Below are 10,990 nucleotides of genomic sequence, written 5' to 3' on the forward strand. Positions count from 1 at the left end.
CGGGGGGGCGCGGGGCGCCCCCCCCGGACTACTTCTACCGGGCGGGGCCCGTGGTGTTCGGGTGACACCCCCGTAAGCGGGGCGCACAACCCCGAGAGGGGCGTTTTTACCACCAATCAGTGGCAACAACCGCCCTCCCATGTCCTGGGGGAGTCACCCAGCGTCGATGCTTCGCTGAATGAGATCGGTAGCCCGTGCGAGGTCCTCCCGCGAGCCGATCCGGACCTCGACGCCGCTGCGGATTCCCAGGACCCCCACGCCGCGCATGTCCCGGGAGAACCCATCGTGCAGCTCCACGGTGTCTGGATCCAGCTTGAGGTTGACCACGAGCAGCCGGTTGCGCGGCTGCAGGCGCACCGTGGCGATGTTGTTGATCCGTCGGTAGGCGATGTAGTGGAGCTGGGGCTCCTTGCGTACGTCCCGGTGCGCCAGCAGCAGCTCGTCGAGGTCCGCGTACAGCTCCTTGAGCTCCTCGGAAGACTCGTCGACGTACTGCTGGACCGACTTCGGCGCCGGGGACGCGGAGCGGACCGACGCCGACGTTCCGCTCCGCGGAGAGGTTCGATTGCCGCCCGCCGACGCGATGAGCTGCAACGTGAGCACGTCCTCGAAGACCCGATACGTCACGAGGTCGATCCGGTGGCCGATCATCTCCACCGCCACGGTGTCGTGGCGTGTGAAGGCCCCGGCGACGCAGACAATCCGAGGAGCGCTCCAGTCGATCTGCCCGGCAGCCTGGTCTCCGAGCCTTTCCCGGGTCAGGCTCTCGAACTCGTGGTGGTGGTCGTGGAGCCACCACAGGTACGAGAGCCCCTGGCTGATGACGTTCTGGTCGCGGTTGCGCTTGTACTCGACGATGACCGGCGTGCCGTTCTCGTCCAGGCCGAGGGAGTCGATCCGGCCTCCATGGTGACCGGTACGGTACTCGGTCACTAGGAAGCGGATGCCGAGCATCGCCTCCATGTTGGCCTCGATCAGCCGCTGCAGCTCGACCTCTACCCCCACGGACGCCCCTGGCACCTCCGTCGCCTGTCCGCCTCTCACCCTGAAGACTTTCAGGTTGCTCACGAGCCTCCCCAACCTCTACCTCGATCATTGTTAACAATCGAGGCCAAGGGTGATCTATTCCAGCGACTGCATCAGCCATACCGGCTCCCCGAGCTCGGGCGGGCATGGGCTCGGTTGATGGGACGGAGAGAACTAATCACACTTCGAGCCCCCGCTACACTCCTCACCGCCAGGCCGTTGACCAGGAGAGATACGGAAGTCCGGCTGGAGTACTAGCTTGCCCTCAGGTGTGGCCCAAGGGATAGATCCGGGCGCGAGCAGCGCGACGAGGCCCAGCAGCCGCCACAGGTTGCCGGGCCTCCGCGCTTTCGTCAGTCAACGAGGTAGTGGGCCTCGATATAGGCGACGGTGGAGTCATACGGCTCCCCCACCGGCTTCAGCGTGTACCGGCGGAAGACCGCGGCGGTGGCACGGCGGACGCCTCGGTTGCGAGCGTCGGCGTTGTCCCACGACTGGGCTAGGGTGCGGGTCACCACCTGGTCGATCTCCTCGGCCAGGTTCCGCTCCGTGACGGTGAGGCCGGACGGTGCGTGGTCGTGGATGATCCGCGACAGGACACCCACGTGGTCGTTGTCCAGCACGACGACGGCTTCGTCGGGGTGCTTCTGGGCGTCCACGATGGCGCGGGCAATCCGGAGTGCTTCGGACAGGAACTCCAGGGCGTCCTGGGCGTTCTGGATGATCCGGTCTCGCAGCTGCTTTATCCGTTCCGCGAGCGCGGTGTACTTCGCGGACCCAGGTTCGACGCCCTTTTCGAGGGCGGCCTTGATGTGGTCCAGGATCTCCGCCGCGGACGGCGGCTTCTTGTCCTCGCTGTCGCCCTTGTCGGGCTTGGGGCGGACGAGGGCCAGCAGCTCCTTGAGGACGGCGATGCCCTGGGCGTCCAGGACGAGGGCTTCTTCCTGGGAGGCGACTACAGAGAAGGAGTGAACGTGGGCGTTGATGATCTCCAGGACCATCGGTCCCAGCTCACCAAGCCGTTCTTTCCTCTCCTCGTCGGAGGACTTCTTGAACAGGGTCGTGTACACGGACCCGAACAGACCGAAGCCGTCCCGGTACTTGGCGACCCGCTTGTCAGTGCTTATGAGCGGGTACAGCCGGGCCAGGAGCCGGTAGTCCTTGCTGAATACCTCGGCCGCCTCGGGATTGGTGTCCAGGAAGACGTTGATGGCGCGCACGGACTCGTATCCGTGGACCGTGAGGTCCACGCCGTCCACGTCCGCGAGGAGGTCTTCGATGCGGGCGAAGGTGGTGCGGAACTCGGCGACCAGCTCGGTCAGGTCGGTGACGAACCCGCCACCCTTGCCGGCGTCCCCGGCGGAGGTGGGGTCGACGACGGCCCGCTGGACATCTTCGGCCAGGCCGATGTAGTCCACGACCACGCCGTCGGTCTTCACGAACCCGGTCGGGGACACCCAGGTGCGGTTCGGGCGGGTGATCGTCTGGAAAAGGGAGTGGGCCTTCAGCGGCTTGTCCAGGTAGAGGACGCCCTCGTTGGGGGCATCGAACCCGGTCATCAGCTTCGCGGTCACCACTAGGAAGCACAGCGGGTCGTCCGGGGTGAGGAATCGCCGCTTCTGCTTCTCCTCGTCGACCTCCGAGAGCTGGTACGGCCGCATGGCGGCGTCTTCGTCCTTGGAGTCCGAGACGGAGATGTTCACCTCGGCGGTGATCCGGTCGTGCTTCCCAACCTCGGCGAGCACCTGTGACGCCTCGAAGCCGGCCAGCAGCTCGTTGATCTTGTTCGTGTACGCCACGGCCAGCTCACGGTTGTAGGCGACGACCTGGGCCTTGAGACCGTTGCGGTAGGCACTGGCCAGGTAGTGGTCCACGATGTGCTGGCAGACCGCATGGATGCGCTCGGGGTTGGTGAACACCGAGGTGAGGCGCCCGAACTTGCGGGACAGGGCCTCACGGTCGGGGTCGTCGAGGTCGAAGTCGTCGGCGAACTGGTCGAACTCGGCCTGCAACGCCTGGTCGTTCATCTCGAAGGTGACCGGGTGCGGGTCCAGCATGACCGGGACGGTCGCCTCGTCCTGCAGAGACCGGGACACCGAGTACCGGTGCAGCACCCTGTCCGGGTCGGTCTCCTCACCGAAGAGGGCGAAGGTATCGGTGGCGAGGTTCCTGATGGGGGTACCGGTCATGCCGAAGAACTTCGCGTGCGGCAACGCTGCGCGCATCTGCCCGGCCAGGGACTCTTTCTTGGAGGACTGGGTGCGGTGTGCCTCGTCGACCAGCACGATGATGTTGCCCCGGGTCGACAGGTCCTTGCCGGCATCGGCGAACTTGTGGATGGTCGTGGAGATGACGCCGCGCACGTCGTCGGCCAGCAGGGAACGCAACTCCTTGCCGGTGGCGGGCTGGTGGAAGTAGGCGTCGCCCATCGCGGAGGTGAACACCCCGGAGGTGTGCCGGACGAGATGGGTGCGGTCCGAGAGCAGGATGATCGTAGGCGACTCGGTGCGAGTGTCGGCCAGCAGCAGCGAGGCGGCGAACACCATCAGTAACGTCTTCCCGCTGCCTTGGTGGTGCCAGACCAGCCCCTTCCGGCCGTCGGCCAGGACCCGCTCGTGGATCAGATGGGCGGCCTCCATCTGCGGGTAGCGGGGCAGGTACTTCTTGTCCGCACCGCCCCCGGAGGTGTCGAAGAGGGCGAAGTTGGCGAGCATGTCCAGGATCGTGGCCGGGTTCATCAGCAGCTCGACGGAGCGCTGCACGTCGGCCTGCCCGGACAGGTTCTCGTCGTCGGCGGTGGACCGGAACGGCTGCCACAGATTCGTGGGCGCGCCGGCTGCACCGAACCGCAGCTTCAGCCCGTCGGAGGCGACGGCGAAGACGTTGGGGGTGAAGAACCACGGGTACTCGGTGGCGTATACGTCGTTGATCTCGCGGGCGGCGTCGGCCCACCCGGACTTCGCGGTCGGTGACTTCACCTCGACCACTACCAGGGGCAGGCCGTTGACCCAGTACGCGAGGTCGAACCGGCGGGAGGTCTTGCCCGGGACGGTTATGGTCACCTCGTCCGACACGACCAGCGTATTGGCGGTCGGCTGCTCGAAGTCGATCACCTTCAACGCGTGCCACACGCCGTCGGCGTCCCGGAACTCCTTATGCCCACGCATCAGGTTCATTACCTGCTCGTTGGCCCGCACCAGCCCGCCTTCGACGGCGTTGACCGTGGCGACGATTTCCTCGACTACCGCGTCCACGTCGAATCCGTCGATCACGCCTGGGTTGAGGCGGACGATGGCGTCCCGCAGCTGGTCGGCGACCACCGTCTGCGTCGTCTCACGCGATAGCGACCTGCCCGCTGTGAAATCCCAGCCCATCGGGAGGGACCACTGGATCATCAGGTTCTGGAACTCGCGCTCGCGAATGCCCTTCGCCACGGCTCAGACCTCCAACTAGGCGGACTCGATGTCGATGGTGCGGTCCAGCAGCCCCGGCAGCAGCCCTGCCCGGACTTCGCGGAGACGGGCGGCCTCCGCCCGGGTCGCCTTCAACGCAGTCTCCATCGTGTCAAGTTCCACTGACATCTCGCGTTGGCGGTCGAGCGACGGTAGGCGCACGGCCATACCCTTCGCCCGCTTGGCGCTGATGTGTTTGATGTTGGTGCCACCCGCAACGTCAAGGAAGGCCCTCGACTCGTAGGCCCACATGCTCCAGTGGAAGACGAACTCCGGGATACAGATCCCTTCCAATGCCCGGAGACGGAGCAGGGTCATCTGGGTGCAGACGGGAGCTGGCAACTCGTCTCGCCACATGGCGGGCATCCCGACCGCATTCGCGCTTGCGCTGCCCTCGGACACCACGACGTCGCCGTAGTGGAGGCCGAACTTCTTGCGCTCCGCTGGGTCGTAGTTCATCTCGAGCACGTCGGACAGGTCGAGCGTCCCGTAACCGACGTTCGCGGAACGGAGGTAGGGCGTCATGTACGGGCCAGTCGCCCTGTCGGGTGTCCGGCGCACTCCGGTTGAAAAGTCGAATGCGTGCTCGGCCCTCACGGCTTCAACCGAGTCGTCGGTCATGAGGTCGGCTCGTCGGCGACGTAGAACCGCTGCCAGCGCCCCCGCCTCGACGTCGAGCGCGGTGATCTGGCCGTCCACTGCACCGATTATCTCGACGATTCGCTCCTGCACCGACAACGGAGGTACCCAGATCGGGAGTGACGCGAAGGCCGCATTGCTGATCTGCTTCCGTTCCGTTGTTCCAACGGCACGACGCGCTGCCTCAGCCTGGAACTCGGGGTACTGAAATGTGGCCTCGATGAATGCAGGAATCGCAACGTGAGGCTTGACTGTGAACAGCGGAAAGTGGTTCGTCACGTAGCAACCCGCCGCATCTTCTTTGACGACGCCGAATGCTGCCTTGGTCGGCCACATGTGGTTGTAGACGACATCGTCTTTCTCGATTCGGTAGACCGCCTTACCCGTGATCCCTTCGGTAGAGACGGTGTCCCTGTGGTAGACGCCCTCGGCTTTCCAGCGAACTCCTGCGTACGGAATCTCTTCGAGATCCATGACCGCGACCTTGCGCGATCGCGAGACCGAAGTCAGAACCTCACCAAAGGTCGTGAGGACCCAGTCATCACTCATCGAAGCCCTCGATCCCTGCGGCGGAACGGCCTCCTTGCCGTGCTCACGAGTCTGCAGGTCACCGAGGGCGATCTGCTGCCATTCACTCATCGAAGCCCTCGATCCCTGCGGCGGAGAGGACCGCGAGCATGCGCTGCTCGGTCTTCTGACGGTCTGCTCGGGCGAGGTTGTAGGCGTCGATGAGAGTGCCGAGGTCTTCCTGCTCGGCGGCGGCCTGCTTGATGTAACGGCCGATGTTGAGGTCGTACCCGTTCGCCACGATCTCCGTGGTGGGGACAAGTCGCGCTGCGAGTCCGGCTGCTCCGTCGGGGTCCAATGGGTTACCGGCAGCGTCGAATTTCGAGTGGTAGGCGGTCACGACGTCGGCGATGTCTGCGTCGGTGAGGATGTTGCGATTCTTGGCCTTGGTGAACCGCTTCGAGGCGTCGATGAACAGCACGCCTTCCTGCCGCTCCGGGGCCTTGGTGTTGGGTGACCGGAACACCAGGATCGCCGTGGGGATGCTTGTGTTGTAGAAGAGGTTGGCAGGCAGGCCGATGACCGCTTCGAGGAGGTCGTCGTCCAGGACGCGTTGGCGGATGGCTGCTTCCTGGCCGCCACGGAAGAGGACGCCGTGCGGCAAGACGACCCCAGCACGTCCTTTCTTCGGGCTCATGCTGGCGATCATGTGCTGCACGAACGCCCAGTCCGCCGACGACTGCGGGGCGACTGCGCCGAGGGCGCGCGGGTCGTTGGTCCAGGGCTTCCATTTCAGGCTGTACGGCGGGTTGGCGAGGATCACATCGAACGTCGCTACGGAGCCGTCCGGCTTCTTGAAGCGTGGGTCCTTCAGGGTGTCGCCGACCTCGACCTTGAATTGTGTGAGGTTGTGCATGAAGAGGTTCATGCGGGCCACACCCGCAGTGTCTGGGACGGCCTCCTGCCCGTGCAGTTTGAGCGTGTAGCCGCGCCCGCCGTGGGCCTTCAGAAGGTTCGCGGAGGCGATGAGCATGCCGCCCGACCCGCAGGTCGGGTCGTACACCGACTCGTGGCCCTTGGGGTCCAGGACCTCGACGATCAGCTCGACTACCTCACGCGGGGTGAAGAATTGGCCGGCGCGGGTGCCGGACCCGTCGGAGAACCGCTTGAGCAGGTACTCGTACGCCCCACCGAGCACGTCGTGGGACATGTTCCCCTCGTGCATCTTCGGGGTGCGGTCCATCGCCTGCATGACCGCCGCCAGCACATCCCCCGACAGCACCTCTTCGGAGGTCCAGGTCATGGACCCGAACAGGCGGGAGAACTTGTCAGGGTTGGCAGTCTCGATGGCCTGCAGGGAGGCGCGGACCCGCTGGCCGAGGCCGGGCTGAGTGATGGTGGCGAGGATGGATGACCAGGAGGCGCGACGCTCCTGGACGGTGCCCGGGTGGATGAACGGGATCTCGAACGACTGGTAGTCGCGGTACTCGATCTCGCGGGCTTCCTCGGCAGAGAGGTCGTCCAGGCTCTCGTTCTCATCCAGGAACTCCTGGTGGTGGTGCTCCCAGGTGTCCGACAGGTACTTCCAGAACATCAGCGGGAAGACGACCGAGGAGTATTGCGCTTCGGGCATCGCCACGCGCAGCTCGTCGGCGGCGTCCCACAACCGGTTCTCGATCTCCTGCTGGGTCACTGCCATCAGTCGGGGGTGTCCTTGCTCGTCAAAAGGTGGCGACCCGAAGGCCGTTGTGTCCTACCGGTCACCCTATTTCGGGCGTGCCCAGCAAGTACACGACGGGCGCATCCTGCCGGGGGAGCACACGCGGGGCGTCGTATTCCCTGCGCGGGCGACTCACCAACGATATCCCTCCCCAGGACCACGAAATATGGCAAACAGTCCATACAGCCACTCGCGGAGGCGTTGCGGCGTCTGGCCCCCGCGAAGGTCGAGCACTTCTGCTCGGGCCGCCGCATCACCGCATCGTCCCATCGCGACATCGAAGGCAGGGGCATGGGGCTGTTGGCCGACCCGCCGGTCGAGCTCTCCGGATTCTCCAAGGGCATCAAGAAGGTTCGCCAATCCGGCGGCTCACGGGAGACGAGCACCAGGGCTCCGCTGCATCCCCGTCGGACGAGTGGGTTTGTGTACGTCCAGTGGAACCGTGCCTTCGAGATCTGATCGAAGAGATCTAGCCTCGCGCTTTCACAGAGCCCGGTGTCCGACGGGTGGTCGGTCAAGCGAAAAGTGCCTCTGACCAGCAAGAATGAGGATTGTTGAGGCCCTTGTTCCTGCCACCGTCGGAGGCACTTTCCAGGTGAAGAAGCGTATCGGTTCGTACCCTCGTGTCTGCGTCGGGGACGGTGCTCGGACGGTGGTCTCGCAGGCGGGTGGTGTCCTGCTGGTGGAGACGGTCCGCAAGACCGGGCTGGACGGGGCGATATCGGCGGCCCTGGCTCCGTGGCGCAAGTCCCGGGCGGTGCACCATCCGGGGAAGATCCTGCTGGATGTGGCCCTGGCGGTCGCCCTCGGCGGTGACTGCCTGGCGGACGTGGGCATGCTGCGGGCCGAGCCGGCCGTGTTCGGTGCGGTGGCCTCCGATCCCACCGTCTCCCGCCTCGTCGATGCCCTGGCATCGGCCGGGCCGAAAGCCCTGTCCGCGATCCGCACCGCACGGGCCCACGTCCGCGAGCACGTCTGGAAGTTGGCCGGTGCAGCGGCTCCGGACGCGGGCGGGCAAGTGATCGTGGACATCGACGGGGTGCTTGTGCTGGCGCACTCCGAGAAGCAGGACGCCACCGCGACCTGGAAGAAGACCTTCGGGCACCACCCGCTGATGGCCTTCATCGACCACGGAACGGGCGGCAGCGGGGAGCCGGTCGCCGGGCTGCTGCGGCCCGGGAACGCGGGCAGCAACACCGCCGCCGATCACATAGAGACCGCTGAACTCGCCCTGGCTCAACTACCGAAGAAGTACCGGCGCGGACGCCAGACGCTGATCCGTACCGATTCCGGCGGTGGCACCCACGAGTTCGTGGCCTGGCTCGCCAAGCGAGGCCGGTGGCTGTCCTACTCGGTCGGGATGACCATCACCGACGCCGTCCACCAGGCCGTTCTACGGGTTCCCGCCTCGGCCTGGACGGTGGCCGTCGAGCCAGGTGGGGAGATCCGTGCCGGCGCCTGGGTCGCCGAGCTCGACGGAGACTGCCTCAAGGGTTGGCCGAAGGGGATGCGGCTGATCGTCCGCAAGGAACGCCCGCACCCTGGAGCCCAGTTGCGCTTCACCGACGCCGACGGGCTGCGGCTGACCTGCTTCGCTACCAACACCCCCGGCACTCCCATCGCCGAGCTGGAGCTACGGCACCGCCGACGTGCTCGCGCCGAGGACCGCATCCGCAGTGCTCGCGCCACCGGCCTGCGCAACCTGCCCCTGCACGACACCGCACAGAACCGGATCTGGCTGGAGATCGTCCAGCTCGCACTCGACCTGCTCGCCTGGATGCCGATGCTCGCCCTGACCGGCAAAACCCGCAGGTGGGAGCCCCGCCGACTGAGGCTCCGCCTGTTCTCCGCCGCCGCCCAGCTCGTCACAACCGGCCGGCGTCGGCATCTGAGATTCACCCACCACTGGCCCTGGACCGACGTCATCACCGACGCGATCCGGCGGCTCGACGCCCTCCCGAACCCCGGATGACCAGCAGATTCAACCGTCCCGCCGACCTGCTCACCCCGCCGGAGCAGTGGAACCCGGCGCCCACCCGACGCGACAGCCGGGCCCTGAGCACACCCGCATCCCACCGAACAAGCTGAAACGGCCCGCCAGATGAACTGACGAGCCGTCACGAAAGATCGAGGCTAGAGGATCGTCAATCCCCCTTCATCGAGCAGCACCGGCTTAAGGACGTGATCGTCCTCGTAGAAGCGGGTGTGGCAACTGAAGCAGACCGGTCCTCCCCTGTGCCCAACCGCTCGCCGTTGCAACCACTGCAGCAACTGTTCCAGCAGGGTGAGATCGTCACTGTGGAGGACCTGGCGGGAAGACAGGGCCCAGCCGCGGTCAGTTGGTCCGTCGCGGCGGGCCAGTTCGGAGAAGAGAACGCCGCCGATCCTGGGGTCTGCAGGTCCGCGCTCTGCCAGCAGCGGGTACCGGTCGACCTCCCACTGGCCTTCAGGCAGGGGCTCGCCCTCCTCGTCGACGGTCACCATCGGCCAGGAATCCACCACGATGGTGAACTGCTCCGGGCGCGAGCCAAGACCAAGGTGCCAGCGAAGCTCGGCTATCTCGGTTTCTGTCAGATCAGCTGGAAGTTCGGCCGTAAGGAGAACCTCATGGATATCTGCCACGCTGCGACATGCTACTGAGACCGAAGAGACACCTCCGAGACCCACCGCGCAGCTGGGCGCCCTGGAACCCCCGAGAAGAGGACGGCTGGGCGGTAGCGACCGCGGATCCCCAGCCGCCCGAGACTGGCTCCCCCAACTCGAACGACGGCGCAGGACCGCCCGCCGAGACCGGCCCTGAGCACCGTGCGGTACAGGAGCCCACTCGACGTGGCTATTTCCAGAGCCAGGACTGAACCCCCGGTCAGATCACAAGCAGGCCCAGCAAGATCTTTTGCCAATCAGCCCCAGTCGACGCGGGTCAGAGCGACGCCAGCGACTAACTTTGCCGTCCAAGGACAGCAGGACCACGAGGAGGCAGGAGGCGACCCCGAGGAGCTCTGCTCACACCTTGGAAGCATCGCCGATCCGGGGACATCCCGGGGACTTTTCGGGGACTTTCAAGCCTGTCCCGGGGACTTTTCGGGGACTTTCCGCCGGGTAAGCAGGGAAGGCCCTGACAGCGCTGAAAGATGCAAACGCGCTGGTCAGGGCCTGTTTCCCTAGCACTCGATGATGTTCACCGCGAGCCCGCCCCGCGCCGTCTCCTTGTACTTGACGCTCATGTCGGCGCCGGTGTCCTTCATGGTCTTGATGACCTTGTCGAGGGAGACATGGTGGCGGCCGTCGCCACGCAGCGCCATCCGGGCGGCCGTGACGGCCTTGACGGCGGCCATGCCGTTGCGCTCGATGCACGGGATCTGGACCAGACCGCCGACGGGGTCGCAGGTCAGGCCGAGATTGTGCTCCATGCCGATCTCGGCGGCGTTCTCCACCTGCTCGGGGGAGCCGCCCAGGACCTCGGCGAGGCCGCCGGCGGCCATGGAGCAGGCGGAGCCGACCTCGCCCTGGCAGCCGACCTCGGCGCCGGAGATGGAGGCGTTCTCCTTGAAGAGCATGCCGATGGCGCCGGCCGCGAGCAGGAAGCGGATGACGCCTTCCTCGTCGGCGCCGGGCACGAAGTTGATGTAGTAGTGCAGGACGGCGG

Annotated in this window: 8 protein-coding genes; 2 read left to right on the top strand and 6 right to left on the bottom strand. The window is 65.9% G+C overall.

Features of this window, described 5'->3' with window-relative positions; translation table 11 throughout:
* Window positions 1-153 precede the first annotated feature (153 nt).
* From ACFW5B_RS34850 to ACFW5B_RS34865, 4 genes are all read right to left on the bottom strand, one after another.
* Window positions 154-1,005 (bottom strand): DUF5655 domain-containing protein, encoded by an 852-nt coding sequence (locus tag ACFW5B_RS34850; protein WP_386449005.1) that lies wholly within the window; start codon window positions 1,003-1,005, stop codon window positions 154-156.
* 374 nt (window positions 1,006-1,379) lie between these two features.
* Window positions 1,380-4,460 (bottom strand): type I restriction endonuclease subunit R, encoded by a 3,081-nt coding sequence (locus tag ACFW5B_RS34855; RefSeq protein ID WP_386449008.1) that lies wholly within the window; start codon window positions 4,458-4,460, stop codon window positions 1,380-1,382.
* A gap of 15 nt (window positions 4,461-4,475) precedes the next feature.
* A complete protein-coding gene (locus ACFW5B_RS34860) occupies window positions 4,476-5,756 on the bottom strand; it encodes a restriction endonuclease subunit S (RefSeq protein ID WP_386449011.1) in 1,281 nt (426 codons plus the stop codon).
* Window positions 5,749-7,323 (bottom strand): N-6 DNA methylase, encoded by a 1,575-nt coding sequence (locus ACFW5B_RS34865; RefSeq protein ID WP_386449014.1) that lies wholly within the window; start codon window positions 7,321-7,323, stop codon window positions 5,749-5,751. Before ACFW5B_RS34865 ends, ACFW5B_RS34860 begins: the two co-directional genes overlap by 8 nt.
* A gap of 222 nt (window positions 7,324-7,545) precedes the next feature.
* Here ACFW5B_RS34865 and ACFW5B_RS34870 point away from each other — a divergent pair, with 222 nt between their 5' ends.
* Window positions 7,546-7,803, top strand: coding sequence for a hypothetical protein (locus tag ACFW5B_RS34870; RefSeq protein WP_386449017.1), 258 nt, complete (start codon window positions 7,546-7,548; stop codon window positions 7,801-7,803).
* 136 nt (window positions 7,804-7,939) lie between these two features.
* On the top strand, window positions 7,940-9,316 hold the full coding sequence (locus ACFW5B_RS34875) for an IS1380 family transposase (protein ID WP_386449020.1): 1,377 nt from the start codon (window positions 7,940-7,942) through the stop codon (window positions 9,314-9,316).
* Between the two features lie 161 nt (window positions 9,317-9,477).
* On the opposite strand, the gene ACFW5B_RS34880 is transcribed toward ACFW5B_RS34875, so the two are convergent.
* Together ACFW5B_RS34880 and ACFW5B_RS34885 are read right to left on the bottom strand one after the other, a co-directional pair.
* Window positions 9,478-9,966 (bottom strand): hypothetical protein, encoded by a 489-nt coding sequence (locus ACFW5B_RS34880; RefSeq protein ID WP_386449023.1) that lies wholly within the window; start codon window positions 9,964-9,966, stop codon window positions 9,478-9,480.
* Between the two features lie 539 nt (window positions 9,967-10,505).
* Window positions 10,506-10,990 (bottom strand): L-serine ammonia-lyase, iron-sulfur-dependent, subunit alpha (locus tag ACFW5B_RS34885; RefSeq protein WP_386449026.1); only part of this gene is annotated, 485 nt, incomplete at its 5' end.

The sequence above is a fragment of the Streptomyces sp. NPDC058773 genome, from assembly GCF_042746015.1.
Classification (GTDB): Bacteria; Actinomycetota; Actinomycetes; order Streptomycetales; family Streptomycetaceae; genus Streptomyces.

What these genes read in the sequence shown, in the direction of transcription:
- ACFW5B_RS34860 (WP_386449011.1), bottom strand. Translation starts at nt 5,756, where the DNA reads ATGAGTGAATGGCAGCAGATCGCCCTCGGTGACCTGCAGACTCGTGAG.
- ACFW5B_RS34865 (WP_386449014.1), bottom strand. Translation starts at nt 7,323, where the DNA reads ATGGCAGTGACCCAGCAGGAGATCGAGAACCGGTTGTGGGACGCCGCC.